The organism is Methanoregula sp. (assembly GCA_041645435.1).
GTDB lineage: Archaea > Halobacteriota > Methanomicrobia > Methanomicrobiales > Methanospirillaceae > Methanoregula.
In genome coordinates this window covers 1-26,575 of record JBAZQB010000001.1, presented here as the reverse complement: position 1 = coordinate 26,575, position 26,575 = coordinate 1, and the positions used below count along the sequence as shown (strand labels likewise).

Below are 26,575 nucleotides of genomic sequence, written 5' to 3'. Positions count from 1 at the left end.
TAGTCCCTAATAATATGCAATGGGTTTTTGCGATGATGTGAAAGCAGCCGCAGAGCAGATCGCGGATGCGCCCGGGATTACCATCATCTCGCACATCGACGCTGACGGTATCTCGTGTGAGGCGATCCTCTCGCAGGCAATCTCACGGCAGGGAATTGACGTAAAATCGGTTTTTGTCCGGCAACTCGAACCGCTGACTATGCCGCAGGTGCCTTCGGACAATACGCTCAAGATTTTTTCCGATCTCGGTGCCGGACAGCAGAACCTGTTTCTCGAACGGGGTTTTACGGAAAAAGAGGTATTAATTGTTGACCACCACGTGAGCCAGCCCTGTGAGCGGGAGTATACGCAGGTGAACTGCCTTCCTTACGGCCATGACCGGATGAGCGCTGCCGGTGTCTCGTACCTGATCGCAAAGCAGATGGACCCGGCTAATATCGATCTCGCCAAACTCGCCATTGTCGGCAATGTCGGTGACATGATGGCCCGGGAAAAGTGCGGGCTTGTCGGCCCTGCACGCGATATCATTGTCGAGGATGGGGTGCGCCACAAAAATGTCGAGGTGCGCAAACGGGATCTTAACTGCTACGGCACTGCCACGCGCCCGGTACACCTCTCGCTTGCCTACAATGACGATCCGTTCATCAAAGGCATCAGCAACAATCCCGAAGGTGCCCGCCAGTTCTTAAAGAAACTCGGCATCCAGCAACAGACAGAAAGCAGGCGCTGGTACGTGTGGGAAGAGATCTCGCAGGAAGAGAAACGGATGATCATCTCCGCACTCGCCGAACAGCTAATCGCAAACGGGGATACGGTGGACCGGCTCTTTGCCGAGACCTACGGGTTCCCGGATGAAATCCCCCGGACGCCGCTGCGCAATGCCCAGGAATACGCAACCATGCTTAATGCCTGCGGGCGCTGGTCCAAGCCCCAGATCGGGGGAGCCATCCTTCGCGGGGATCGCGGCACCGCATACCGCGATGCCGAACATATGCTGAAAAACCACCGGGCAATCATCCGCAACCTGCTCGAATATATCATCGATACGGGAGTCAAGGAACTCGAAAACCTCCAGTATCTCCACGTGGGCGGGCGGTACCCGGATACCATTGTCGGTATCGGGGCCGGGATGGCGCTCTCGAAGCTCAACAGCAATATCCCGATCCTTGTCATGTGCGAAGTGCCCGAGGATACCAACCTGACGAAGGTATCGATGCGGACCACCGAGCGCGTGGTGGAACGCGGGGTCGATCTCCAGCAGGCGCTCAACTGTGCTTCAGCAGAGTATGGCGGCGGGGGCGGGGGCCACAAGATCGCGGCGGGGGCGTACATCCCGAAATCAGCAGAAGAGGAGTTTGTTATTCGTGTCAACAGGATACTCGGAGAACAGTTCGCTGCGGCGGGTTCAGGCAATCGCTGATCACCAGTTCGGCGGGCTTGCAGGGACGGGACTCTTTCCCGAAGGATGCGAGTTCATCTACTCTACCACCGGGCGTATCCGGCAGATCGGGTTTGGCGGGGTGCGCCTCGCAACGGTCCGGGCTTCGGATGGCAGGCTCACGCTCGGCATCGAGGGGGCGAAACGCCTCCAGGCCTGCCTGCCTGCCCCGGCCTACCGGGTGGTCATCAAGGATGATGTCGAAGAGTTCGTGGCCAAGGGCAAGAATGCGTTTGCAAAACACGTGGTCACAGCCGACCCACAAATCCGCGCGGGAGATGACGTCATGGTCATGGCGGGCGGAGATCGCCTGATTGCCTGCGGCGCAGCGGTTGTATCAGGCGCGGAAATGCTTGCATTTAATTATGGAGTAGCGGTAAGAGTACGGCAGGGTAGTGAGAAAGATGCTTCCGGGAAATATCAATCCACGCCAGATGAAGGCGATGATGAAGAAGCTCGGCATGAACGTCGAGCAGATTGAAGACGTGCAGAGTATTGTCATCAAGACTCCGAAGGGTAACTACATCTTCGATTCGGCAGAAGTGTCGGCGATGACCATGCAGGGCTCGACCACGTACCAGATCGTGGGCGATATCCGGTTCGAACCGGCAACGGCCGAGATCCCGAAAGAGGATATCACGATGGTCGCGTCCTCCGCAAACGTGTCTGAAGAGAAGGCCAGAGAGGCCCTCGTGGCGACCAAGGGCGATATCGCCGAAGCGATCATGCGCCTCTCCAGCTCATGATTGAGCCGGGCGATAGAGTACTTCTCGTAGGGGAAGGAAGGGAATTCTGGGTCAAGGCAGGGCCGGGGAAACTCGGTACTGACAAGGGTCAGATCGAGCTCGAATCCATTGTCGGTAAATCCGGCGGGGATATCATCACCACCCACAGCGGTGCAGAGTTCACCATCCGCATCCCGCGCCCGACCGATTTTTTCGCGTATGGCAAACGGTCAGGCGCCCCGATGCTGCCCAAGGATATCGGGCTGGTCATAGCGTACACCGGCATGAACCACAACGATGACGTGCTCGATGCAGGTACCGGCAGCGGGATTGCCGCGATCTACTTCGGCGGTGTGGCAAAGACCGTGAAGACTTACGAGATCCGGCCGGAGTTTTCCACGCTTGCAATGAAGAATATCACGGAGTCGAAACTCACCAATGTGGAGGCAGTGGCAAAGGATTTCCTGGACGCCGAGGGAAGCTACGATGTAGTGCATCTCGATCTCCAGATCCAGCCCGAGCACGTGCGACACGCATTTTCCCTTCTGCGATCGGGCGGATATCTCGCGTGCTACACGCCATTCATAGAGCAGATGTCAATTGTGGTCGATGAGGCCACACCACTGTTCCGCGAGGTGCACACCCACGAGCTGATCGAGCGGGAGATGACGCGGTCCAAGCGGGGGACCCGGCCGTCAACTTCGGTGAGTCACTCGGGGTATGTGACGATTGCGAGGAAATAAGAGAGAAAATAAAAAAAATCATCTGATGCGTTGGGAATTATACCTATTATCAGAAAGTGTTTTTTGCGGAGATCTTACCCATTCTTTTAACTTAGAATCAATAAATTTTCTCGTTTGAGCTTTTGGATTTTTGTACTTTTCAACCGCGCGATATTTTCCATCGCTGTATTCTAAATATCCTTTTAAATAATAATTTACAAGACTTTTCATCTCATTATCAATTTTCATTACCAATGATTTTTTTGAAATGGCTGGAACGAGTGTGAAAAGACGTTCGAGTCCGATCTCACAAATTTCATAAGATGTCTTTCCATCCGCTTGTGGTCTAAAAAGCTGCGCTGCAATATCAACGATTCCCTCGCGAATTTCCTCTCCATTATTCATTTCAGGAAGAAGTGTAATTGGCATATTTGCGATTGAAGTCATATCCTGACCTTTCATTGCAACAAATGCGTCTCTTAATTTTGAATTTTGAAGAAATTCCGCTTTTTTCACATCAAATTTATCCTTAACAACAATTTGACAATGATTTCCATCGTCATTGAAAGAAAAACGACTACTAATCGTATCTGGTGGGGTTGTGAATGAAGGAAAACCAAATGTGGATAAACACCTTGGATCAATTTTTTTATAATTATCCAGAGTTCCTGCTTTGGATTTATCGTTGTAAGTTATATCGACTACAACCCATCCATCGGGACCTGCTGCAATAATATCTGGAGTATAATCCATTCCAAAAGAACGTTCTTGAACTGGTGTTTCCACCCGGAGTTGAGTAATTCCTGCTGCGAAGAAAGGGCCAGCAACTCCCTTATAAGTATAAAAAAGCCGGATAGTATTTCGCCATAATGTGATACGTTTTCGCAGTTCAGGCAAACATTTCAACTCCATCAAAAAAGATAGAAGTCCGCCCTGCATTATCTTCACCTTGAACAGTTGCGATTCTTGGAGCAGCATTTACGCAACCGTTACCAGGAATTGTGAGATAGGCATAATCAAGGCCCACATCCATGAATACTCTATCCCAAGTGTGGAGATCAACCCCCTTAAATCTTTTAAAATCTGAACTAGATTCAATTTCAATAAGCCATAGGTTCATTCCACTTTTTCCCATCGCAACAGCTTCTGAAAAAGCATCAAGATCTAAAGTTTTTGTGAAATTTAGTTCAAATGCACATAATTTTTTATCTCTATTGTCTGTTGCTACGAAAAGTGCATCTTCATAGCGATTCGCTATTTCAGAGATTGATATCATTACTTCTTCTGCATCTTCAGCTTGATTTACAGTCACCTTTCCGTTGCTGTACCATTCTTCTGTAATCTTAACGGATCCCCCAGATCTTTTTTGCCATCGGATACTATTAATCGCGATTTTTTCCTTGGCTAACGCAAGAAATTCATTTACTCCGGGCACTGGTTCTTTCAAACCATACCACGCCTTCAAACTAAACTTCCCTGCGTCCTGTTTGGGGGTTAAACCATCAGAGAAATTTAATCCAATCCCTTTTTCTATCCAAGAACCTGATTTTTGGAAATGCATTAAATGGTTGTGAGAGAGCCAGCATTTATCAAGGCCTTGATTAACAGAAATCCAACTTGAAATTTTATCATCAGATTCTTTTGCTTTCATTAAACTGTATAATATCCACACACGTTTTCTGGAAGTATCAAGAAATAATGTTCCGGGTAAATCTCCACCACTATTGACATACCAATTATTAACATCCAGTTTTACCCAACGTCCTCCATCAGGTGTTGCCGAAACATTTTTTAAAAAAAGATTGCTTTCGATAAGATATGCCTTCAATTGTTTCGAATATGTTGCTCCAAACAACATCAAGGATTCTTTATTTCCTTCCAGTCCGGCTTGAAATAGATGTTTCATTTCAGCAAAGGACTGTATCATTATTGTTCTCACCACGCTAAGAAATTTTACTTTTATAGAATACGATCTTACGCACTATTAATCTATATTGTATTTAATCGATATCTTCGTAGACTTTGTTGAGAAATATTAAACGACAGATTTTCTAAATGACAAACAACCATTTAACCCACCGCTCCCGACACTGATCCATGCCAACGGGCGAACACGTCCACATCATCAGTGCCGGCGAAAATATCCACACCACCTACCCGGCAACGTTTCGCGAACTGCCAACAATCACCCGGACGTACGTCCTCGCGGATAGCACGGTGTACGAGATCTCGTCCAGCCCTGCAACAGAAAAAGAACGGGTCGCCATCAGGAACGCAGTCACCGCCGTGAAGGAGGTCTCCGCATCGCTCTCCATCCCTTTCTCCCGCGAACTGGTCTATCCGCCCGCCTATCCATCGGTTCGCGATATACTCACGAAAATCCACCGCGAATTCCCCACCGCCCGGTACACGTTCGATATCTCGGGCGGGTCCACGCCCCTCTGCACGGCGCTCCTCTCGTTCGGACCCTGGCTTGGCGCACAGGTCTATTCCGCCTTCGATGAGAAGACGCCCCGGAACGTCCCGCTGCCGGAACGGTCAGTCCGAAGCATGATGGAAAACCCCAATTACCCAGCAATCCTTGCGCTGCTGCTCCGCACCATACGGAAGGACGCGATACCGGGGATGCACGAATGGACATCCCGGGACTACATCTACAAGCAGCTCTGGCCGTACTATGTCCCGTCCCGCACGAAGAAGGTAAAACCCGGCGATCCCGTACCCCCGCCGGTCCACTACCGGCGCGGGAGGAAACCCGCCGCAGAACTGACGCACGGTACATTATCGACCCTGATGCGGACGCTGGAAGAAGCGGGGCTTGTGGAGGAACGGGTATCGGAAGAGACGAAGCGGGAAAAATCGTACCGCATAACTGATAGTGGCGAAATTGCATTCCGGTTTTTTGCGGATCCGGCAACCAATACGCTTGTCCGGACGGCTCTCCAGAAAGGGTAAAACAAAATTTTTTTCAATCGAAGTCTGCTGAAAAATTTTCAATCAAGGTACGAGGGTGTTAGTAAAGCTGCCAACTGTTGGATAATTATCCAACTGTTGGATAATTATCTAACAACAAATCATTTTCTCCGGGGTGAGGGGCCGGAAATAAAATCAAGGTCTGGTTAAAAAATTCCAGGCAGGGGCTGATAGGTCGATTGAAAAAAAAATTTCAAAGCTTGATTGAAAATTTTTTTGTGCGAAACGGATCTTGATTTTTTTGTAAAAGGCTTGCCGGAATTTAATCGGAATTGACTCATGATCGTAATCATTGGGTTGTTTGAGCTTGGCAGCATTAAGGAGGGTTCCACGCCTCAGGACCTCTCCGAGGCACGGCGGGGCAAGGCGGTTTGATTCTTTTAGTCATTGAAACCGCCGCGGGGGCGCCCCTTCGGGGGCGGCGGCGTTCATCGCAATCGGGAGTATAGGCGTATCAGCTTCCAGAATAAAAATCATGGATAATATCGGATTACTCATTTATATCAATAGATTCGAAAAGTTGGAAGAAAATTAATATTCTGGGAATGTGCAGTAATTCTGGTGAATTATGACAAAAGTGGAGATTAAGCAGGTTGATGCACAGGGCCGGATCATCCTGCCAAAGGCATGGCGGAACCGGCTGAAAACAAATAATGTCATGATCATCGATGAGGATGACCGGCTTGAGATCCGCCCGGCTGATACCGATCTTGCGCGATTTGTTGACGCGGTCGAAGTTGAAGGTAAACATTTTGACGATTATCACGCCCTGCGCAAGGAACTGAGAAAAGATGCGGTTCATTGATGCAAACGTATTCATCTATGCAGTCCTCAAGCCAAAAACAGCGCTTCCGGAAGCGGTCTTAACAAGAAAAACTGCAGCAAAAGAGATTTTCCTGCGGGTAAATGCCGGTGAACCGGTCACGACCACGACCGTGCACCTCAGCGAAGTGGCAAATGTTTGCGAAGATGCGGCGGGCTTTAAGTTTTCCTGCGATCTCGTCTCCGCACTCCTGTCAAAGCCCTCGATTATTGTCCAGCCGGTCTCCGCTGACAACTACCGGGAGAGTGCCCGGCTGGCACAAAAATATTCCATTAGCGTTAACGATGCCCTGGCACTGGTTGTCATGGAACAACAAGGCATTGATGAGATCTATACCTTCGACCGGCATTTCAGCCAGGCACCGGTACGCGTTGTACAGGAATAGTGCAGAACCCTACATCAAGCCGGATTGTAACGAAAAAATGTCCTGGATAAAAAAAAGTTTATTCCACAATCGCGTGCCCGTTCCTGTCGCCCCGCCCGATTCCCTTGTAAATAAAACCATTTTTAATATACATATCCGGGTCGACCATGTTCCGTCCGTCAATAATAACCGGGTGCTTCTTACCGGACAGTTGCTTAAGTACAAGAGGATTCAGGGTCCGGTAGTGGTGATGGCCGGCAAAGATCACGATCGCATCAGCACCCTCAACCGCTTCCTCAACAAAAGGAACAATCGGCACCCCGGGATATTCCGCTACATAGGGATCGTGGACCGGGACAACCGCACCCTCATGCACAAGGAGATCGCGGTACGGTTCTGCGGGCGTATTCCGGGTATCATCCGAATTGGATAAAAACGCCCAACCGAGAAGGGCAACCTTTGCGCCTTTCAGCGGGACACCCGCACGCTGCAGGGCATCTTTCGTAAGCCGGAACATATGGGTTGGCATGAAGTCATTGATGTGCCGGGCAAGCACGTAGAGCGACGGCTCGTTTGCCGGGTAATCAAGCGTGCCTTTACCGAGCTCCCGGGCACCCCGTTCGAGGTGGTAGGTGTCCTTGGTCAGGCAGTGGCCCCCGACACCGGCACCCGGCCAGAGCATGGCACGGGTGATGCCTTCGCCCTTGAGACTGTCGATGCCGGTCCGGACATCGTAGACATTGATGCCCATCGCCTCGCAATAGAGTGCCAGTTCGTTGATGGCAGCGATCTGGAGATCCCGGAACGTGTTCTCCGCAGTCTTGGTCACTTCCGCAGCGGTTGCTGACATCGGGATCACTTTTCCCAGGGTCAGTACGGGGGAATACAGTTCAGTTGCCCTCTGCGTACTCACGTCGTCAATCCCTCCCACAATACGGTCATGCTCCCGGATATTCCGCAGCAATCTGCCCACCATCACCCGTTCCGGTGCATGGGCGAGGGCGAAATCCACACCCGCCGTAAGCCCGGACTCCTTTTCCAGGAGCTCGCGGGCGATCCCGGTAGTGGTGCCGGGCGTGATCGTGGATTCCAGCACGACAAGCATACCGGGCCGGAGATAGCGGCCGACATTTTTTATCCCGTCGAACAATGCGGAAAAATCCGGCAGCAGGTCTTCCTTGTTCAGAAACGGCGTCTGGATCGAGAGGGTAACGGCATCCAGTCCGGCAATCTTTGAAAAATCAGAGGTGCAGACAAATTTTTTGGCAGATACTACTTTTTGTAAGAGCTCTTCAAGCCCCGGTTCCTCACCCTTGAGCGGGCTCTCGCCCCGGTTGAGCATGGCAATCTTGTAACCGGAAGAGGGAGAATCCCGCTGGAACCCGTACACCCGTTCGTACTGCGGTACATCGGCCAGGAGAGCAGCCGCAGGGATTCCCACATATCCCATGCCAAGTACCCCTATGGTCCTGATCGGCCCTTTTTCCTTAAGGATTGCATCAAGCGTCATACCGGTCCCCATACCTATTTCGCAAGTCCTGCCTGGATCTCTTCGCAGATCCGCAGGTTGTGAATCGCCTGTTCCGGGGTGATCGGGAAAGGCCGGCCTTTTTCCACGCAGTCAATGAACGTCGCAAGCTCGCGTTTGAGCGGTTCGAGTTTGTTCACCATCACCTTCTCGATGATATTTTCCTGCACGTACCGTTCCGCCTCGAACGTATACTGCCCCGGCTTGCGATAAATGGTCACTTCCTGCGTCATGAAGTCCCCTTCAATAGTGAACTCCTCTTCCTCGATATAGATCATGCGGATCTTCTTGGAAGATTTCCGGCTTGCAGAGAGTGACACGGGAACCGTTCCGCATTTCATCAGCACACTGCATACATCTGCGGTGCCGGCACTGGAGATGGTACACGGGGCATTAAAGAACAGGGTAAGAAGAATATCGATATCGTGGATCATCAGATCCTCGATCACCGTACTTCCCGTGACGCGGGCTGACGCGGGATTATGCCGTTTCATCTCAACATACAGCGGTTTTTTCACGATCTTCCTGATTTCTTCGACAATCGGGTTGAACCGCTCGATATGACCAACGCCAATGGTAATCCCTTCCGGAGCGGTTCGCATGAGCTGCGTGGCTTCCTCAGCTGTGGCACAGATCGGTTTTTCGATCAGCACGGATTTACGGGAAGAAAAAACCTGCCCGACTACATCCTTGTGAAACTGCGTGGGGACGCACACGCTCACCGCATCGGAATGCGCAAGCAATTCTGCAACAGAACTATACACCGTTGCCCCGTGCTTTTCTCCAATCGCCTTTGCCCCCGCAGTGTTTACGTCAAAAACACCGACGGAATCCACACTTTTGAGTTCGGAATAGACCCTGACGTGGTTCTTTCCCATCGTCCCGACACCGATCACACCGACATCCATTCACTTCACCCGGTTGATCGTATCACAGATAAAGGCAAGCTCTTTCTGGTCGAGCAGGGGGTGGACCGGCAGGCTTAGTACTGACGAGGAGAGCCGGGTCGAGACCGGGCAGGGATCCGGATCATTTGCAAGCCCGAACAACGGCTGGCGATGGATGGGTATGGGATAATGCACTGCAGAGCCAATCCCTTTGGCCTTTAAGTAATCGATAAACGCATCGCGCTTCATCGGGAACTCATCGGTGAGACGGATGACGTACTGGTGGTAGACATGATGCATACCGGGTGCGACATACGGGGTGATGAGACCTTTTACCGAAAGGTTTGCATTATAATAATCCGCATTCTTCCTGCGCCGCAGGTTGAACTTCTCTAACTTTTTTAACTGGACAATGCCCAATGCCGCTGCCATATCAGTCATGCGGTAGTTGTAACCAAGGCGGGTATGAAGATACTTCTCGCTCTGGCCGTGATTGATGATCAGGCGCAGGCGCTCAGCGTACGCCTTCTCGCTTGTTGTAACCATCCCCCCTTCACCGGTGATCATGTTTTTGGTGGCATAGAAAGAGAAGCAGCCGAAGTGCCCGAAACTTCCGACTTTACTGCCATTGCAGAGTGCACCATGCGCCTGTGCCGCATCCTCAATTAACTTGAGACTGTGCAGCTCGCATACGTTCTGCACACCCGTCACATCAAACGGCTGGCCATAGAGATGGACACCGATAACCGCCCGGGTTTTCGGGGTTACCCGCTCTTCGAGCTGTTCGGTGTTGATGGTATAGGTCTGGTCATTGACATCGCAGAAGATCGGCGTTGCCCCGCACATCAGGACTGCCGATGCCGTGGCAATGAACGAGAATGACGGTACAATTACCTCATCCCCGGGACCGATATCTGCGGCAAGGAGGGCAGCATGAAGAGCGGCAGTCCCGTTATTGATCGCCACCGCATGCGTAGTGCCACAGTAATCGGCAAATTTTGTCTCAAGTTCCAAAACCCTGTCTCCGGCAGCGAGCATTCCGGACTCGAGAACCGCTGTTACTGCCGAGATCTCTTCCTGACCTATCGCTGGTCGCGCAATGGGTATATTGACCACGTTTCACCCTCGCAAATTATCGGTAATTCGGATAAAAAATGCGTGAGCATCCAATAATATCATTCCTGTCAGGATGTGACAGGATTCCCGAAATATCTATCTGAAATTCCCGGCACAAATCCCGGGATCCAACGCTTCTGCCCTTGTTCCCGCAAACGAAGAATAGCTAATTAGTAGGAGACGATCATATAATCGTAAGAACGAACAGTGGAGGGGTGGCAACGCGACATATCATTTCAATCGGGGATTTTGAAAGAAGCGAAATTGACCGCCTGCTGGATCATGCACAGCAGATCGACAGCAAAAAGTACGACAGGAATGCACTGAACGGCAAAATTCTTGCGGTACTCTTCTTTGAACCAAGCACCAGAACGCGGATGTCCTTTGAATCTGCCATTGCACGGCTGGGGGGAACTTCCCTGTCAGTTGGCAGCGTTGATGCATGTTCCATGGCAAAAGGCGAGACGCTCGCAGACACCATACGGGTCGTGAGCGGGTATGCTGATGCTATTGTTATCAGGCATCCCAAAGAAGGGGCAGCGCGCCTTGCAGCCGAGTTTGCAACGGTACCCGTGATCAACGCCGGAGACGGTGCCGGCCAACACCCATCCCAGACACTTCTTGATCTCTATACCATCCGCCAGTCAATGCCCATAGACAGGATTGATGTAGCGCTGGTAGGAGATCTCCGGTATGGGCGCACGGCACACTCGCTTGCGTCAGCACTCTCGTTATACAATGCCCGGCTGCACACCCTCTCCCCTACCGGACTCGAACTTCCCGACACGCTCGCCACCGAGCTTACCAACAAGGGCATGGAGATCGTGAACCATGATTCCATCGATGAAATGATTGGGATGATCGATGTGCTCTACGTAACCCGGATCCAGCGCGAACGGTTTCCCGATTCGGCCTCGTACTTCAACGTAGCGTCCAGTTACCGGATCACACCAGAATTACTGAACGAAGCCAAAGAACATCTCATCGTGCTCCATCCTCTCCCGCGAGTGGATGAGATCGACCCGCGTGTGGATGAGTCGCCGCATGCCCGGTACTTTGAACAGTCCAGGAATGGTGTCCCGGTGCGGATGGCGATGCTTATGGATGTGATGCGATGACCCATACAGATTCCGGTGAGAATGAAGGACTCCTTGTCAGGAGGATCAGGAACGGTACCGTGATCGATCACATCGATGGCGGGGAAGCGCTCAATGTCGTCAAGATCCTCGGGATTACCGGAACAACGCAGGAAGCGCTCTCGATTGCGACCAATGTCCCGAGCCGGGACATGGGGAGAAAGGATATCGTCAAGCTCACCAACCGGGAGCTCTCAAAAGAAGAAGTCGATCGGATCGCACTCATCTCGCCGCATGCAACGATCAACATCATCCGGAATTTTAAGGTCTGTGAGAAGAAGGGAGTCGAGATCCCGAGCCTGATCGAAGGGCTTGTCCGCTGCCCCAACCCGGGCTGCATCTCGAATACCCATGAACCGATCCGGAGCAAGTTCCATGTCCGGCCCACAGGACTTCACTGTTACTACTGTGACTGGGTGATTACAAAAGATCTCACCAGTTACATTATCTGATTTTTTCCGCCTTTTTATGTTTTTAGTGTCAGGGCAGCGGACATGGCTGACAGGGTAAAAACAGGACAAATGACGTTGTTGAAAATCTCTTTTTCCCGTTGTTCATTTCTCGTTTTGGATTTCTGCATTGTAGAAAACCTTTTTTCACGTACTATATTGCCCCCCTCTTGCGCCACCAGTCCCCGTTGGGGGACGGGCGCAGTGCGATAGCCCGAGGAAGGTTACAGGCAATACGTTGTCATCGCAAGGGGGGGTGCCCCCGGGAGTTATTCATGGCCCTTTGGGCCACAGGCGGCCATGGATATGACTTATCCATAGGAGCGTCAGAGTTTTCTCAATGATATCTACAGAGCACAAATTTCCTAAGAAAACAGGATGATGAAAGTTGAAACCTCCATCTCCTGCCGTAACGATATATGTCGCCGCTCCCGACGGTGCAATCCCGCGGCGGATCAGTGACTCCATAAAAGGTCAAAACTCCTTGCCCCGCTATGCGTCGAAGAGGCCCTGAGGCGGGGGAGAATCACAAAAACAATTTTCATGATCCTGGCGTGAGCGTTAAAGGTTCCGGTATGTTATAAAAGAGCAGGAATACCTGAAAAAGGAAAAATATCCGGATCGAAGCCACAGAAGTATTTTTGACCGGCATTGGGGAAGGAAGCGGGAACAAAAAAAGAAATTATCCGTGACCACTCAGCGCATCAGGTGACCGTGAATATCGATCTCCCCGCGATAAATCCGGGTGCTGGAGATCCAGCGGCCATCATCGGCAAGCACACAGCTGATCTGGTGAATATCGACTTTCTTTCTCCCTTGTTGCCTGCGCAATTTGTTGATCTCAATAGCAACCGGAAGGGTCTCTTCGGATACAATGATCGCATCAAAATCGGCATCGAGTGCTGAACCGAAACGGTCCTGCAGGGGCTCAACAGAAAAAAGAGTGGGAAATTTTCTTTGAGCGATATACTGTTCAAGCTCGGTTTTCCGGAGCTCAAACGAATGAATGGGGTGGGTTTTCCGGCTGGCGAAGCTATCCGTGGTAAGCCCGATCACGACATAACCCTGAGGTCCGGCTATCTCAAATGACCGGGAAAGCAGGACTTTATGCCCGTCGTGAAGGGGATCGAATGTACCCCCGACCATAACCTTCATGCTCTTTGATTCTTAATTTCTAATGTTATTATGCGTATGGATGGAAAGGTCTCCGGCGTGCCGCTCTTTGCAGCGGAAAACGCGACAATCATCGGCGATGTCACGATCGGCAAACAGGTGGGGATCTGGTTTGGTGCGGTAATCCGTGCCGATAAGGACCGGATCGTGATTGGAGACCGATCCAATGTCCAGGACAACTGCGTAGTTCACACCAGCAAGGGATACCCGGTCACCCTGGGAACCGACGTATCGGTCGGGCACGGCGCGATCCTTCACGGCTGCACAATAGGAAACCGGGTGATTGTCGGCATGGGATCGATCGTCTTAAACGGGGCAACCGTGGGCGATGGATCGGTCATCGGTGCCGGTGCGGTGGTTACCGAGGGAAAACTGATCCCTCCGGGATCTGTAGTAATCGGCGTTCCGGGAAAGGTTGTCAAACCGGCAGACGCAGCACAGCAGGAGCAGATCCTCAAAAACGCCACGTCGTATATCGAACTGGCCGGGGAGTACGCCCACCATGGGTGATGTGATCGTTATCGGTGCCGGTATTGCAGGCATCCAGGCAGCGCTCGATATCGCGGGTCACGGGATCCCTGTACACCTGGTAGAACGCGAACCGAGTATCGGCGGCCATATGGCCCAGCTCGACAAAACATTCCCGACCAACGACTGCTCGATGTGCATCCTCTCTCCCAAGATGGTAGATGTGGCACGCCACCCGCTCATCACGGTCCATACCTGTGCAGAAGTCGAAAAGATCGAAGGCGAAGTCGGGAACTTCACCGTCACTATCAGGCAACACCCCCGGTACGTGGACCCAAAACTCTGTACTGGCTGCGGGGACTGTATCGAGATATGCCCGGTTGAAGTGTATAACCGGTTCGATGCCGGCATAGGAGTGAGAAAAGCAATCTACAAACCGCATGCACAGGCAGTTCCGGATATCGTGATCAAGGATGCCGAACATTGCATAGAGTGCGGACTCTGTTATGATGCCTGTGGCCCGGGTGCGATCCTGCGTAAGGAAGAAGAGGAGACCATCACTATCACTGCAGCAAGTATCGTAATCACGACCGGTTATACGGTCTTTGATGCCAGGAGCAAAGAGCAGTACGGCCACCTCATCCTGCCGGATGTCATTACCAGCCTCGAACTGGAACGGATGATCAATGCCAGCGGTCCGACCGGGGGAAAGATCAAACGCCTGAGCAATGGGGCGGTGCCAAAGAGTATCATATTTGTCCAGTGCGTAGGCTCGCGTGACATGTCCATTGACCGCCCCTACTGCTCCTGTGTCTGCTGTATGCAGGCGATAAAGAATGCAATACTTATCAAGGAGAAACAACCGGAGACCGAAATCACCCTCTGTTACATGGACATCAGGGCGTATGGCAAAGGTTACGAGGAATATTACGAACGGGCACAGGCACTGGGAATCCGGTTCCTGCGGGGTATGCCTTCCGATATCCTGGCCGATCGCAACGGATTAATCGTGCAGGTGGAAAATTCGGAGAATTCGGAAGTGCAGATTCTCCGGCCGGATCTTGTGGTGCTTTCCCTGGGTATCGGACCCTCAGATAAGGCTGCAGAGATTGCTTCAGCGTGTGGGATTCCTCTTGAAAAGACGGGTTTTTTTAAATCAGTGCACGATGCCATGGACACCGTTGCAACCCTGCGTCCCGGGATCTATGTTGCCGGTACAACAACCGCCCCCCGTGACATACCGGACAGTGTAGCATCCGGAGGATCTGCTGCAATGCGGGCATATATGGATGCGGTAAGGACGCGGTCGGCGTGAACGAGACTGCCACACTCTGGTGGGATACTGGCAACCAGAGCATCCGGTACATTGAGCAGACGCTGCTTCCGGGAGAGTATGCGATCATAGAATGCCGGAGTATTGAGAGACTGGCAACGGCGATCAAACGGCTGGAGATACGGGGGGCTCCCGCACTGGGTGTTGCCGGGGCGTATGGGATTGCGCTGTCCGCTGTACTTTCCGATAAAAAAGATATGCACTCATTCATGATGGCAGTGCACCGGGATGCCGACCTGCTCCGTTCAACCCGCCCGACTGCAATTAACCTCGCGTGGGGGATCGACCGGGTGCTCGCATCCATGGCACCTGCATATGACTGTGATGATGCCTGTTCCCGTGCACTTGCCGAAGCTGAGGAAATCGCCCGGAATGATACTGCCTGCTGCCATGCGATGGGTAAACACGGTGCCGCACTCCTGCCCGATCAGTGCACGGTGCTCACGCATTGCAATGCCGGGGCGCTGGCATGCTCATCATGGGGAACAGCGCTGGGAGTGATCCGTTCGGCAGTTGATGCGGGAAAAGAGGTAAAGGTGATCGCCTGCGAGACACGCCCGCTCCTGCAAGGGGCCCGGCTCACCGCCTGGGAACTCGCTCGCGACGGGATCGATGTCACGGTGATCACGGATTCAACCGCAGCCCACCTCATGCGAAAGGGGATTATCGATGCGGTGGTTGTTGGTGCGGATCGCATCACCTGCGATGCGGTTTTCAATAAAATCGGTACTTACATGCATGCAGTCTGCGCACACCATCACGCAATCCCGTTCTATGTAGCCGCGCCCCATTCTACCTTTGATCCGAAAAATACCGAAAGGGATGTCATTATCGAAGAGCGCGGGCGCGATGAACTGACCGTCATGGGTAACCGCACCTATATTCCGGATGGCGCAGGCGTAAGGAACTATGCATTCGATGCGACACCGATGGAACTGGTCACTGCGGTCATAACAGAAACGGGTGTACTGCGTCCGCCAATAGACATACGTAAACTCTTATCGCGTATCAGCACCACATAATGCTAAAAAGGCTCCGTTACCTATGGATTTTGATTTCGCCTCCTACAATAACCTCATGTTTCTCATCGGGGAACTCACGGTCCTCATCATACTCGGCGCGCTGGTCATCGCATTTATCCTTGCCCTGATATCACTCTACTCGATTAAGAAGGGGCATCTCTACTTCCCTAAGCTCATCAAAGCGGGCCTTGTCTTCTTTGAAGGACTGATGAAAGCGTTCTTCCGGCTTCTCGGTCTTGAAGACCGGGAGATGCTCACATTTTTGATCAAGATCCATAACACGATGAACACGACCGAGTTTGCGCGTATCCCGGTCACCGAACGGGCAATCTTTATGCCGCAATGCTTACGATCATCCCGTTGTCCTGCCCATCTCACGCCCGAAGGTCTCAAATGCCGCTCCTGCGGGCAGTGCACCGTCGGCGAGGCAAGGGGTCTGCTCGAGAAAATGGGTTACCGGATCTTCATCGTTCCCGGCTCATCATTCATCAAACGCATGGTAAAAAAATACCGGCCGAAAGCAATAATCGGTGTCGGTTGCCTTTCAGAAGTCAAAGAGGGCATCGACATGGCCGATAAAATGGGACTTATCGTGATGGGTGTTGTTACCTTAAAAGAAGGTTGTGTGGAGACGATTGTGAACTGGCCGGATGTTTACGAGGTGGCAACGCTCGGGGTGGATCCGGCATCAGTCCCCGAGGACCTTCATATTCTTACCGGTTAATTTCCCGCTTTTTATCTTGCCATGGACGATGATCGTGTCGTCACTGGTCACATCCCCGACATGGACACCGGTGCGCAGGATCACTTTGCCACCTGCCTTGACAGAATGGACTGCTGCATGATCGAGGATCGTGACATCCCCGTGCGCAACAATCGGCCCTTTAATCCGGCACTGGCTGCCGATGATCGCGTTCCAGCAGCTGATATCGAGTGCGACGCTGGAGCGCGGACCCAGTTCAAGGGTTCCGGTGACCGTGAGCCGCCCCCAGAAATGAGTGTGGGGCGGGACGATGAAGTCCCCGTCAACCTTCACGTTCCCTTCAAAATACGTCCCTTTTTGTGCAAAAAAAGTATTGCCTTTCTGGAATAGTGTCGGCATTGCTCCCTCAAGGTAATTGAGGTATGATCAGGGGATAAACTTGTTGCTCAAGGAAAACCGGTCTTCCATACGATGCCGGGCGGGGTTACAGGAAAACTGCCGACAGTGCAAATACCACGAGAGCAGCAAACATGCCTGCCTTGATGAGCGTGGTTGAACGGGTTGCCCTGACACATGCAGGGGTCTTACAGGGCAGCGTCCTGATTACCGCCACGAGAATGATGCTATCAACAATGACTATGCCGGCGAGATACCACATCCCCCACCAGAGATACGGGACAACACTTGCAACGACAGCAATGAAGGCAAAAACAAGAGCAACGCGGGTAGTCGGGCGGATCCCGATACGGATCGGGAGCGTATCGGCACCTCCTGCTGCATCACCCTCAATATCCTCCGCATCTTTCAAGATTTCCCGGACCATGGTCGCAAGGAACGTTATGGCGGCAAGCGGGATCATCAGTACAATCGCATTCCCTCCGGCAAAGGCTCCCCCGAACAGAAAGATGCTGGCTGCAAGATACGCGACTGCTGCATTGCCAATCACCGGCATGCTCTTGAGTTTTGCTGCATACAGGACAAGAATCACGGAATTGATCACCACAATGGCAAGACAGAGCACGGGCGTGAAAAGGGCAACAAGCACACCTGCGAGAAACAGCGTAACGGCAAAACATCGTGCGGCTACGGGACTCACGAGTCCTGAGGGAATCGGGCGCTCAGGGCGGTTGATCCGATCGATTGCAACATCGAAATAATCATTGATCACATTGCCGGCAGCAGTGATCAGGCTGACGATAAGAAACAGGAGAACGGTAGAGGGAATCACGGTTCCGGTAGCAATAAGATAGGCTATGATCGCCGTTATCCCGGAAATCACCGCATTTGCCGGGCGGGTAATTCTGAAAAATCCTGCAGCGCTCATCGGATACCAGTTATATCGTCGTTGGGATAATAAAATGCACGAAAAGGATGATGTAAACGGGCGAGGGGGGATTTGAACCCCCGGCATTCAGCTTAGGAGGCTGACGCTATGTCCGGGCTAAGCCACTCGCCCTGCCCATACCAATTCGGAGGGAATATGTATAAGGTTTGCGCGCTGCAACAATTCTCCGCAATGGAGTTAAGCGAGATAACGGAAGGAAAAACCCGGTTTTTTATCCCGGTCCAGGACAATACGACACAGTTTCCTCCCGGATCTGCGCCGATCTTTTTTAACCGGCGGATGGAACTGAACCGCGATGTCACGGTGCTTCTGCTCTCGATCCTCAAACCATCCGAATATCTCGATGCCATGGGGGCAACCGGCATACGCGGGTTGCGGGTTTTGCATGAGTGCGGCATTCCGGTTACCATCAATGACCGTGAGTCCGAAGCGATCGAACTGATAACGTACAATGCAAACCATGCAAACCTGCTCGTGGAGATTGTGCAGAGGGACGCCAGTGCCCTGCTCTCAGAGCGATCATTTGATGCTGTGGATCTCGATCCGTTCGGGACACCGGCTATGGTCGTGGACGCCGCTGTCCGGGGTACGCGGAGGTTTCTCTTTGTAACCGCTACCGATACAGCCCCTCTCTGCGGTGCGCACCTGAAAGCAGGAATCCGCAGGTATTTCGCACGACCGTTAAACACCGAGTACCATAGTGAAGTCGGGCTCCGCATCCTGCTCGGGTTTGTTGTCCGCGAAACGGTCAAGTATGACCGGGGGGTTGAACCAACGTTCTGTTATGCCCGTGAACATTTCGTACGGCTCCACCTCCGGTTACTCCGGGGAGCAGGTGCAGCAGACAATACCCTTAAACAGATCGGGTTTATCCTCCAGTGCCCGAAGTGCCCGTATCGGGAGGAGCATCCGGGCATGGTTCCCCCTACGGTATCCTGCCCGCACTGCAATGAACCACTCAGATTCATCGGCCCCCTGTGGCTGGGCAGCATCCGGAACCAGGATATTCTCCACCGGATGCAGGCGCAGCTGAATACCATGGAACTCGGCACGAAAAAAGATCTGGAGAAACTCATCAGCGTCTGCATCGACGAACTTCCCACCTCATCGTTCTACGATTATCACCATATCGCAAAACTTCTGGGTTGTTCTCCTCCGGATATCAACACCGTTCTCGAACGTATACGGGCTACAGGGTATGCTGCGACACGAACGCATTTTTCCGGGTACGGGATCAAGACTGAAGCGCCGCTTGAGATCATAAAATCGGCTATTCAGCCAGATAGAACGTGAAACCGGATAAAACAGGAAATTGACAGCAACGCGAAATTCTCACCGTCGTTGCTGTTGCTTCTTTTCCATGACCCGGAATGAACCTGCCGGCACAACAATCTCAAACCGGACTCCCGATCCCGGGGTGCCGGTCTCTGTTATGGTAAAACCGAAGATTGCTAAAATTTCATGTACAAGAAACAGGCCATTGCCGGTTTTTTTCCCTTTACCCGGTTGAAAAAGGGAAGGTTGTAAGGATTCAGGGATCCCCGTTCCATTATCCTCATACACAATTTTTGCTGCCCCATTCTCCAGTCTCCACTGCAGGGATATTTCGGATACGCTCTTTCCGTGACGGAGCGAATTGTCAATCAGATGATGAAAGACTTTCGTGAGCATCGGATCGGTAAAGAGTTCAATATCGTTACACGCGGGTCCTATGGTGATCTGGACATCTGTAGCGCCAAAGATGGATCGGGCGGACTGGAATATTTCATAAAGATTCATCCACATCGGTGAATGTGCACCGAGGTCTTTATATTCCGTGGTGAATGTGATGAGATTATGAATTTTTTCGGTTGCACCTAAGAGAATCCTGACAATTTCCGGAGATGTAATCGTGCTGTCATCCGGCTCTATCAAAGAGAGATAACCATGTAAGACGGTAAGCTGGTTGTTGATATCGTGGCGGACGATACTGTTTAACCGATGGATCCGGGTATTAGCCTGTCGCAAAATTTTTTCTGTCTGTTTACTGGTGCTGCATTCGCCAATAATGCCGATCATGCCGCTCTTGTCCTGCCCATCCAGAACCGACCGGGAAACAGCTATTGCCTGATGGAAACCTCCGTCCTTACCGACAACAGGAAAGCAGGAGGGATGAGGATTTCCTTGTTTTGCCTGCTCACACATTTTTCGGACACTCCCATTATCCTGAGGCAGAACGAAAGCGGAGATCGATCTGCCGATCATCTCGTCCGGTAAAAAACCCATAATATCAGTACAACCGGGACTGATGTAGAGAATTTTTCCCAGGTCATCGAGCGTGAAAAGAACCTGATCAAAAGATTCGACGAGTTTGCGATACGAATTCTCATTTGAAGGGTTTGTCATCGGCAGCATTCCATAAGAAGGAAGTGAATGGCGAGCTGAAAGGGCTTTTCCCAACATCAGGGAAAAATACCGTCAGCTCTTTGTGAAAGAGAAGGATTGCAGGCAAATTATATTTTTCCAAAGAGGTCTTAAAAAAAGGTATTACGGGATCAGTGATCTACGATGATTGTGATAAGATCGCTGTCAATTAGTCTGTGGGAGAGACCGACTCTCTGCCCGGGGTGCTTGACCGATTTGCCCCAGACCCTTGAATAGCGGAACTTCTGGACAAATTCACGGTGGAGCTTGGTACAGACATCCTCGATGGTGCTGCCTTTCCTGACAATGAGGGGCTCTTCAAGATCCGCCTCGCCGCCATGGGGTTTGAGATAGACCCGGATGAACCCGAGACTGTCATAGATTGCATCTTTTGTTTCCTCAAGGTGATAACCGGCATGGGCAGATATCATGAGCGGCGGGCTGCCGAACCGTTCTGCAATATCATGTTCGATCTCAAGGTATCGTTCCTTATCCACGAGATCGACTTTATTGACCGCAATGAACGCCGGGATATAGACCCGGTTACCCTGTACTGCATCAATAAGATCATCCTGTGTGGCATTCCCGCGGATCAGGATATCCGCATTCATCATCTTGCTCTCGGCAAGGATAGACCGGACTTCTTCAATATCAAGGTCCAGCGTGCCGACCGCGTTAAGCCGGATACCCCCGTGTGACGATTTCTTGATAGTAATATCCGGTTTTGGCACATTAATCCGGATACCGGCATCGTGGAGTTCCTTGATAAGCACATCAAAGTGCCGCTCGTTGAAGACATCCACGAGAATGATGATAATATCTGCCCCACGGACAACGGCGATCACTTCCTTGCCCCGGCCCTTGCCCATCGCTGCACCGGCAATGAGCCCGGGGATATCGAGCAGCTGGATCTTTGCCCCTTTGTGTTCAAGCGCCCCGGGAACAACCGTAAGCGTGGTGAACGCGTACGCTGCAACCGCACTGTCAGTACCGGTGAGTTTGTTTAAGAGCGTACTTTTACCGGTTGAGGGAAACCCGACAAGAACTGCGGTCGCATCTCCCGATTTTTTAACCGAATACCCCTCGCCGCCCCCGCCGGCTTTCATCGCGCGGCTTACCGCTTCGTCCCTGAGACGTGCGATCTTTGCCTTTACACGACCGATATGCTTGGAAGTAGCCTTGTTATACGGCGTCTTGACAAGCTCGTCCTCGAGCTCTTTAATCTGTTCTTCAAGACTACTCATTCCTATATTAATCGCCGCATGTCCGAGATATAGTTGTTTATGACAGGGAAGAACAATGAAAACCGGTCATGACAGGACCCGATTCCATTTTTGTGCATGTCATAATACCGGGTAAATGGAGCATAATACCGTTATGTCAGTATGGATAGTACGCGTGATGTTCTGAATCCCGTAACTCACAGAAAAACCAACTATGCTTACCTGCCCGAAAAGCGAGCGATTACCCCCGGAAAATATCTCTGGCTTTTAGCAGATATTATTTTTTTGCTTTGTAGAAACGGGCATGAACCATTAAGTTCACTCCGAAATCATGAAAATCGTTTTTAGGATTCTCCCCCGCTTCAGGGCCTCTCCGAGGCACGGCGGGGCAATGAGGTTTCATTTTTTAGCAGTCCGTAAAACCGCCGCGGGGGCGTCCCATCGGGGGCGGCGGGGTTCATCGCAGTTGAAGAAAGGATACATCTCCATTTTTTCCAAATAATCTGATTTTCATAGGAAATCATTGAGAAAACTCTGACGTTCTCTGGGGCTTCGCCCCCGCCACTGGGGCACCCCCCATTGCGATGACAACGTATTACCCGTAACCTTACTCGGGCTATCGCACTGCGCCCGTCCCTCAACGGGGGACTGGGGGCGCAAGAGGGGGGCAATATAGTACGTGAAAAAAGGTTTTGCTATGAAAATCGTGTTCTCAAGATATGATAATGGGGGTTGAGACCCCCATACCCCCGGTAATGATGAACGTCACCGCCCCCGACGGGGCGCCCCCGCGGCGTTTGAGGACTAAATATTCTAAAGCCTCCTTGCCCTGCTGTGCCTGAAGAGAGGCCCTAAGGGAGGGGATAATCATAAAAACGATTTTCAAAGTTCCGGAGTGAACGTTATAGGTTCATGCCCGTTTCTACAGAGCATTTTTTTCCTACCTTGAGATACCGGGAAATTATTAGAAATGGGTAAATGCATCTGACGGCGCTGACTTACCGTTTCCCGATACTATTATTTACCGGTATACATGAATGTCATGCGTACCCGATAATTCTATGACCAAAACGTTGTCCGTCTTGTATGTAGACGATGAACCGGATCTCCTTGAAATAGGTAAATTGTTCCTGGAGCAGTCCGGAGAATATTCTATAGATACCTCGGTTTCTGCAGCGGATGCACTGGTCCGGCTGGAACAAAAAAAATATGATGCGATTGTCTCAGATTACCAGATGCCGGTGATGAATGGCATCAAATTCCTGCAGGCAGTGCGGAACCGGGGAGATCAGATTCCCTTCATCATTTTTACCGGCAGGGGCAGAGAAGATGTTATTATAGAAGCCCTCAACAGCGGGGTTGATTTCTACCTCCAGAAAGGGGGGGAACCGAAAGCCCAGTTTGCAGAATTAATCAACATTATAAGAAAAGCAGTAAGGCAGAAAAGTGCTGATGATGCACTTAAGGAAAGTGAAGCCAAATACCGGAACATCCTGGAAAACATCCAGGATGTTTACTACCGCAGTGATGTTGACGGTAATCTCATTCTCGCAAGTCCCTCCATGGTCACGGTGCTGGGATATGATTCACTGTCGGAATTATATGGGGAAAATATCTCCCATACGTTCTATTACAACCCGGAGCAACGGAAAGAGTTTCTTGCAGAGATCAATCGCAGTGGATCCGTTACCAATTATGAAGTGACGCTGAAAAAGCGGGACGGGACACCGGTATTTGTGCTGACCAGCAGTCATAAATACTACGACCCGTCCGGCAACTTCCTGGGCGTTGAAGGGATTTTCAGGGATATTACAGCACGGAAAAAAGGCGAAGATGAACTGAGAGCCGCGTATGAACAGCTCACTGCTTTTGACGAAGAGATGCAGGCACAGTTTGATGAACTGAAATACGGGCAGGACGCACTTCGTACAAGTGAAAAGAAGCTGCAGGGTATTGTCCATGGCTCACCCATCCCCCAGTTCGTGATCGATAAAAACCACCGGGTGATCAGCTGGAACCATGCCCTTGAACGGTACAGCGGGGTTAAGGCCGATGAAGTCCTTGGAACCAGCCAGCAGTGGAAGGCATTTTACCCGGTGGAACGCCCCTGTATGGCGGATCTCCTCGTTGATGGTACTATTGATAAAATCCCTGAGTGGTATCCGGCTAAATATAACAAATCGAAGTATGTTGAGGGTGCATACGAGGCAACAGACTTCTTTCCAAAAATGGGGACGGACGGGATATGGCTGTACTTTACTGCATCGACGATCAAGGATTCAACCGGCAATATTATCGGTGCAGTAGAGACGCTTGAGGATATCACCGAGATCACCGTAAAGGAGCAGGCGCTTAAGGCAAGCGAGGAGCAGTACAGGAATGTTATCGAGACGCAGACGGAATTCATCTGCCGGTTCAAACCTGATGGCACCCATGTCTTTGCAAACGAGGCCTACTGCCGGTATTTCAGGAAAAATTGCAAGGAACTTATCAGGAAGAAGTTCCGGCCGGAGATTTATCCGGAGGACCATGACCGGGTGAAGGAACATTTTTCATCATTTACCCGGGAAAATCCGGTCTCGGCCATTGATCACCGGATCATCATGCCGGATGGCAGTCTGCGCTGGCAGCGGTGGGTGGACAGGGCAATTTTTGATGAGCAGGGCAATATCACCGAGTACCAGACCGTGGGGAGGGACATTACTGATGTCAAACAGGCAGAAGAGGCACTGCGCGAGAGCGAGAGCAAACTCAATGCCATCGTAAGGGGTTCTCCCATCCCGCAGTTTGTCATTGACAAAGATCACAAGGTAATCCAATGGAATGCTGCACTTGAAAGGTACAGCGGGATCAAGGCAGACGAAGTTCTTGGCACTAACCAGCAGTGGAGGGCATTCTACCCGAAGGAACGCCCCTGCATGGCAGATCTTCTCGTTGAGGGACACATTGAGAAGATCCCCCGGTGGTACTCCGGTAAATACACAAAATCCCCTCTCATCAATGATGCTTACGAGGCTACCGATTTCTTCGCCCACATGGGACCTTCAGGAACGTATCTCCACTTCACTGCCGCACTCATCCGGGATTCCAAGGGCATAATTATCGGGGCTGTAGAAACACTGGAAGATATTACTGCGATGAAAGATGCTGAAAAGGAGTTGAAAAAGAACGAAGAAAAATACCGCAATATCCTTGATAATATCCAGGATATTTTCTACCGCTCTGATCGTAATGGCAATCTTATCATGATCTCCCCCTCCGGTGCAGTATTACTGGGATATGATTCTCCTGATGATCTGATAGGGCTCAGTATTGCCGGGCAGATCTATGCCGTTCCCGACGACCGCAACGCATTCCTTGATGCAATGAAGGAGAAGGGGTATGTCAAAGACTACGAGGTAAAACTCAGGCGGAAAGACGGAAATGTTGTCACGGTAGCAACCAACAGCCATTTCTATTACAACCCGGATGGATCGCTCGGCGGGATAGAGGGAATTTTCCGGGACATTACCGGCATGAAACATACTGAAGAGTTATTGAGGGAATCTGAGGCTCTGTACCGTGCTGTTTTTGACAATACGGGTGCCGCTACGATCATCATCGCCCCGGATACCACTATCCTGCTGGCAAATGACCGGTGGGAGAAACTTACCGGGGTCCCAAAGGAAAAGCAGGAGCACAAAACAAGCTGGACTGTGTTTATTGATAAAGAGGATGTGGAACGGATGAAGCAGTACCACTATACCCGCCGAAAGGATCCCTCCCTTGTACCCAGGACATACGAATGCCGGTTGATTGATGCTGCAGGACATATCCACAACTGTATCGTGAATGTGCTCATGATCCCCGGTTCATCCAACAGTGTCGCTTCGCTGGTCGATATCTCAGATCTCAAGCAGGCTGAAGAAGCACTCATGCAGATAAACAAAAAACTCAACCTTATGAGCAGTATTACACGCCATGATATTCTCAACCAGCTTACGGCATTATCAGGATTTACCGGACTATTAAAGAATCATCTTACGAATGACCAGGATCTCATGTATATCAGCCAGAGTGAGACTGCTATCCAAAATATCGAACGGCAGATTACCTTTACCAAATTATATCAGGATATCGGAGTGAACGGCCCGGAGTGGCAGATGACTGCAACCGTCATCCGGCAGGCAGTAAATCAACTGTCATTAGGAACGATTACCGTGGAAATTGACCTGAATGATATTGAAATTTATGCCGATCCGCTCCTGGTCAAAGTATTCTATAACCTGATCGACAATTCTCTTCGCTATGGCGATAAGCTGACAGAAATCCGGTTTTATTCTGCAGAGGGACCTGACGGGCTTGTTCTTTTCTGCTTGGACGATGGTGTTGGCATTCCGGGGAGTGAAAAAGATCGTATCTTTGATCGTGGTTTCGGCAGGCATAGCGGATTCGGCCTTTTCCTTGCACGCGAGATCCTTTCTATTACCGGCCTTACCATAATAGAAACGGGTGAACCGGGCAAAGGGGCACGATTTGAGATGCATATTCCAAAAGGGGCATACCGGCATATCCACCAGTAAATTATGGTATCATACCAGCGTCAGGCAATTAAATTCACCGTTACAGACATCTTTAAGTAAAAATATCGCCCAAGTTATTGAGCAATTGCGCTGCTATAGTGTAGTCCGGCCAATCATGCGAGCCTCTCACGCTCGCGACTGGGGTTCGAATCCCCATAGCAGCATCCGATTTTGACTGATTC

25 protein-coding genes and 2 tRNA genes are annotated in these 26,575 nt (G+C 51.2%); 16 read left to right on the top strand and 11 right to left on the bottom strand.

The genetic code is table 11. From position 1 onward, the window contains the following. Positions 1–19: 19 nt before the first annotated feature. Genes WC593_00135 through WC593_00120 form a run of 4 tightly spaced genes read left to right on the top strand, consistent with a single transcriptional unit; the run spans position 20 to position 2,906 of the window. Positions 20–1,420 carry a DHH family phosphoesterase gene (locus WC593_00135; protein ID MFA4823544.1) on the top strand — a complete coding sequence of 467 codons (1,401 nt, stop codon included), beginning with the start codon at positions 20–22 and terminating at the stop codon, positions 1,418–1,420. Beyond that, entirely contained in the window at positions 1,365–1,919 is a 555-nt protein-coding gene (locus WC593_00130; protein ID MFA4823543.1) for a PUA domain-containing protein, read from the top strand. The genes WC593_00135 and WC593_00130 overlap by 56 nt, the downstream gene beginning before the upstream one ends. Beyond that, a complete protein-coding gene (locus WC593_00125) occupies positions 1,843–2,184 on the top strand; it encodes a nascent polypeptide-associated complex protein (GenBank protein MFA4823542.1) in 342 nt (113 codons plus the stop codon). Before WC593_00130 ends, WC593_00125 begins: the two co-directional genes overlap by 77 nt. Further along, positions 2,181–2,906, top strand: coding sequence for a protein-L-isoaspartate carboxylmethyltransferase (locus tag WC593_00120; protein ID MFA4823541.1), 726 nt, complete (start codon positions 2,181–2,183; stop codon positions 2,904–2,906). Before WC593_00125 ends, WC593_00120 begins: the two co-directional genes overlap by 4 nt. Positions 2,907–2,924: 18 nt before the next feature. On the opposite strand, the gene WC593_00115 is transcribed toward WC593_00120, so the two are convergent. Next, positions 2,925–3,824 carry a hypothetical protein gene (locus WC593_00115; GenBank protein ID MFA4823540.1) on the bottom strand — a complete coding sequence of 300 codons (900 nt, stop codon included), beginning with the start codon at positions 3,822–3,824 and terminating at the stop codon, positions 2,925–2,927. Then, complete coding sequence (locus tag WC593_00110; GenBank protein MFA4823539.1) at positions 3,775–4,812, bottom strand: hypothetical protein; 1,038 nt, start codon at positions 4,810–4,812, stop codon at positions 3,775–3,777. The genes WC593_00115 and WC593_00110 overlap by 50 nt, the downstream gene beginning before the upstream one ends. A gap of 170 nt (positions 4,813–4,982) precedes the next feature. On the opposite strand from WC593_00110, the gene WC593_00105 reads away from it, so the two are divergent. From WC593_00105 to WC593_00095, 3 genes are all read left to right on the top strand, one after another. After that, positions 4,983–5,840: a helix-turn-helix transcriptional regulator gene (locus WC593_00105; GenBank protein MFA4823538.1), complete on the top strand. Its 858-nt coding sequence runs from the start codon at positions 4,983–4,985 to the stop codon at positions 5,838–5,840. A 586-nt stretch (positions 5,841–6,426) separates the two neighbouring features. Further along, entirely contained in the window at positions 6,427–6,663 is a 237-nt protein-coding gene (locus WC593_00100) for an AbrB/MazE/SpoVT family DNA-binding domain-containing protein (GenBank protein ID MFA4823537.1), read from the top strand. Next, positions 6,650–7,066 carry a type II toxin-antitoxin system VapC family toxin gene (locus WC593_00095; GenBank protein ID MFA4823536.1) on the top strand — a complete coding sequence of 139 codons (417 nt, stop codon included), beginning with the start codon at positions 6,650–6,652 and terminating at the stop codon, positions 7,064–7,066. The genes WC593_00100 and WC593_00095 overlap by 14 nt, the downstream gene beginning before the upstream one ends. A gap of 58 nt (positions 7,067–7,124) precedes the next feature. Here WC593_00095 and WC593_00090 read toward each other — a convergent pair whose 3' ends face one another. From WC593_00090 to WC593_00080, 3 genes are read right to left on the bottom strand one after another with little or no spacing between them, the layout of a single operon-like run. Next, a complete protein-coding gene (locus WC593_00090; GenBank protein ID MFA4823535.1) occupies positions 7,125–8,555 on the bottom strand; it encodes a nucleotide sugar dehydrogenase in 1,431 nt (476 codons plus the stop codon). Between the two features lie 14 nt (positions 8,556–8,569). After that, positions 8,570–9,481, bottom strand: a complete 912-nt coding sequence (locus tag WC593_00085) for a Gfo/Idh/MocA family oxidoreductase (protein ID MFA4823534.1) — start codon at positions 9,479–9,481, stop codon at positions 8,570–8,572. Then, positions 9,482–10,576 (bottom strand): DegT/DnrJ/EryC1/StrS family aminotransferase, encoded by a 1,095-nt coding sequence (locus WC593_00080; GenBank protein ID MFA4823533.1) that lies wholly within the window; start codon positions 10,574–10,576, stop codon positions 9,482–9,484. A 215-nt stretch (positions 10,577–10,791) separates the two neighbouring features. On the opposite strand from WC593_00080, the gene pyrB reads away from it, so the two are divergent. Both pyrB and pyrI read left to right on the top strand, forming a co-directional pair. Next, positions 10,792–11,694 carry an aspartate carbamoyltransferase gene (pyrB, locus tag WC593_00075; GenBank protein ID MFA4823532.1) on the top strand — a complete coding sequence of 301 codons (903 nt, stop codon included), beginning with the start codon at positions 10,792–10,794 and terminating at the stop codon, positions 11,692–11,694. Further along, positions 11,691–12,164 (top strand): aspartate carbamoyltransferase regulatory subunit, encoded by a 474-nt coding sequence (pyrI, locus tag WC593_00070; protein MFA4823531.1) that lies wholly within the window; start codon positions 11,691–11,693, stop codon positions 12,162–12,164. The genes pyrB and pyrI overlap by 4 nt, the downstream gene beginning before the upstream one ends. Positions 12,165–12,857: 693 nt before the next feature. Here pyrI and WC593_00065 read toward each other — a convergent pair. Continuing rightward, positions 12,858–13,316: a phosphopantetheine adenylyltransferase gene (locus tag WC593_00065; protein MFA4823530.1), complete on the bottom strand. Its 459-nt coding sequence runs from the start codon at positions 13,314–13,316 to the stop codon at positions 12,858–12,860. A 30-nt stretch (positions 13,317–13,346) separates the two neighbouring features. Here WC593_00065 and WC593_00060 point away from each other — a divergent pair, with 30 nt between their 5' ends. Genes WC593_00060 through WC593_00045 form a run of 4 tightly spaced genes read left to right on the top strand, consistent with a single transcriptional unit; the run spans position 13,347 to position 16,881 of the window. Then, complete coding sequence (locus WC593_00060) at positions 13,347–13,844, top strand: gamma carbonic anhydrase family protein (GenBank protein ID MFA4823529.1); 498 nt, start codon at positions 13,347–13,349, stop codon at positions 13,842–13,844. Continuing rightward, positions 13,837–15,117 carry a CoB--CoM heterodisulfide reductase iron-sulfur subunit A family protein gene (locus tag WC593_00055; protein MFA4823528.1) on the top strand — a complete coding sequence of 427 codons (1,281 nt, stop codon included), beginning with the start codon at positions 13,837–13,839 and terminating at the stop codon, positions 15,115–15,117. The genes WC593_00060 and WC593_00055 overlap by 8 nt, the downstream gene beginning before the upstream one ends. Beyond that, complete coding sequence (mtnA, locus tag WC593_00050) at positions 15,114–16,157, top strand: S-methyl-5-thioribose-1-phosphate isomerase (GenBank protein ID MFA4823527.1); 1,044 nt, start codon at positions 15,114–15,116, stop codon at positions 16,155–16,157. The genes WC593_00055 and mtnA overlap by 4 nt, the downstream gene beginning before the upstream one ends. Before the next feature lie 22 nt (positions 16,158–16,179). Beyond that, positions 16,180–16,881 carry a DUF116 domain-containing protein gene (locus WC593_00045; protein ID MFA4823526.1) on the top strand — a complete coding sequence of 234 codons (702 nt, stop codon included), beginning with the start codon at positions 16,180–16,182 and terminating at the stop codon, positions 16,879–16,881. Here WC593_00045 and WC593_00040 read toward each other — a convergent pair. From WC593_00040 to WC593_00030, 3 genes are all read right to left on the bottom strand, one after another. Beyond that, positions 16,846–17,259: a polymer-forming cytoskeletal protein gene (locus WC593_00040; protein MFA4823525.1), complete on the bottom strand. Its 414-nt coding sequence runs from the start codon at positions 17,257–17,259 to the stop codon at positions 16,846–16,848. The genes WC593_00045 and WC593_00040 overlap by 36 nt on opposite strands. Positions 17,260–17,344: 85 nt before the next feature. After that, positions 17,345–18,184, bottom strand: coding sequence for a geranylgeranylglycerol-phosphate geranylgeranyltransferase (locus tag WC593_00035; GenBank protein ID MFA4823524.1), 840 nt, complete (start codon positions 18,182–18,184; stop codon positions 17,345–17,347). 57 nt (positions 18,185–18,241) lie between these two features. Further along, positions 18,242–18,316, bottom strand: a tRNA-Arg gene (locus WC593_00030). 60 nt (positions 18,317–18,376) lie between these two features. Here WC593_00030 and WC593_00025 point away from each other — a divergent pair. Next, positions 18,377–19,498 (top strand): tRNA (guanine(10)-N(2))-dimethyltransferase, encoded by a 1,122-nt coding sequence (locus WC593_00025; GenBank protein ID MFA4823523.1) that lies wholly within the window; start codon positions 18,377–18,379, stop codon positions 19,496–19,498. A gap of 39 nt (positions 19,499–19,537) precedes the next feature. Here the strand turns inward: WC593_00025 and WC593_00020 are convergent, their stop codons facing one another. Both WC593_00020 and WC593_00015 read right to left on the bottom strand, forming a co-directional pair. Continuing rightward, positions 19,538–20,590: a PAS domain-containing sensor histidine kinase gene (locus tag WC593_00020; protein ID MFA4823522.1), complete on the bottom strand. Its 1,053-nt coding sequence runs from the start codon at positions 20,588–20,590 to the stop codon at positions 19,538–19,540. 149 nt (positions 20,591–20,739) lie between these two features. Further along, positions 20,740–21,852: a GTP-binding protein gene (locus tag WC593_00015; GenBank protein ID MFA4823521.1), complete on the bottom strand. Its 1,113-nt coding sequence runs from the start codon at positions 21,850–21,852 to the stop codon at positions 20,740–20,742. 1,016 nt (positions 21,853–22,868) lie between these two features. On the opposite strand from WC593_00015, the gene WC593_00010 reads away from it, so the two are divergent. Together WC593_00010 and WC593_00005 are read left to right on the top strand one after the other, a co-directional pair. Continuing rightward, positions 22,869–26,393: a PAS domain S-box protein gene (locus tag WC593_00010; GenBank protein MFA4823520.1), complete on the top strand. Its 3,525-nt coding sequence runs from the start codon at positions 22,869–22,871 to the stop codon at positions 26,391–26,393. Positions 26,394–26,482: 89 nt separating this feature from the next. Next, positions 26,483–26,557, top strand: a tRNA-Glu gene (locus tag WC593_00005). Positions 26,558–26,575 lie beyond the last annotated feature (18 nt).